The organism is Ornithinimicrobium cerasi (assembly GCF_003702705.1).
Lineage (GTDB): Bacteria > Actinomycetota > Actinomycetes > Actinomycetales > Dermatophilaceae > Ornithinicoccus > Ornithinicoccus cerasi.
The window spans coordinates 1-851 of sequence record NZ_QZMN01000072.1 but is presented as its reverse complement, the minus strand read 5'-3'; the positions used below and the strand labels follow the sequence as shown (position 1 = coordinate 851).

Sequence of the window (851 nt, the reverse complement as noted above, 5' to 3'; positions counted from 1 at the left end):
CGCACACAACTGCGCATGGAGTGTGCACGCACGCCGGTGCCGCATGAGAACCAGACGCGCGCCTCTGCCGCGGTTCGCGAGTAGCCGGCAGGCCTGGCTCCCGTACCGTGTCAGGCATCATGAGCGTGTCTCTTCCCGATCGCGGGGCGTTGCGGTGATGCAGCTGTCGAAGCGGCAAGTCGCGTCCCTGCGACGAGTCTGGAGTGACCTGACGCTCGAACTCGACGTTGGAGACATTCTGGAGACGGATGACGCTGCTTGCCGGGATGGCCTTGATTCCTGGCTCGCCGGGGTCATCAGCAGCGATGGTCGAGTGGACGACTCTGCGCTGGAGAACCTGCTCGACCTCGAACGCGGCACCGCCGGCGACAGCAAGGCGGCTGCATATCTCGCACGAGTGACCGCCGTTGTCATGCCTCATCGAGACGCACAACTGCGTCGAGCCCCACTTGAAGCAGTGGTCAAAGAACACTGCTGCCAGCGGGGGTACCGTCTAAGCAACCGCATGCCGGACCGCCCGGGAGACATGGCGTGGACCATCGAGGTGCCCAGCCGTGAAGGCCAGGTCGATCTCGCTATCAGGGGGGACCTTTTCGAACTGACCTTCCCCGGTGGCTACCTATGGATCGAATTCGCGTACGAACCCGAGGACGAGCGGGGAGCCCTTGACGAGCAACTACGCATCTTGGACGCCTACGCCGACCCGGCGACGACGATCGTCACGATTAGCCGTGCTCTGCGCCGGCCAAGGACCGAACTACACCTCAGCGATGGCACAAAAATGTGGCGTGGCAAACGCAGTTTCGGAGGAGCAAGCCGCCCACGAGCCTGAACCATCCGACTCTGCCGCG

At 63.7% G+C, this 851-nt stretch carries 1 protein-coding gene; it reads left to right on the top strand.

Annotated features, from left to right (window positions below; all coding sequences use genetic code 11):
• The first annotated feature begins 157 nt into the window (after window positions 1–157).
• Complete coding sequence (locus tag D4B81_RS18360; protein ID WP_161965303.1) at window positions 158–832, top strand: hypothetical protein; 675 nt, start codon at window positions 158–160, stop codon at window positions 830–832.
• Window positions 833–851 lie beyond the last annotated feature (19 nt).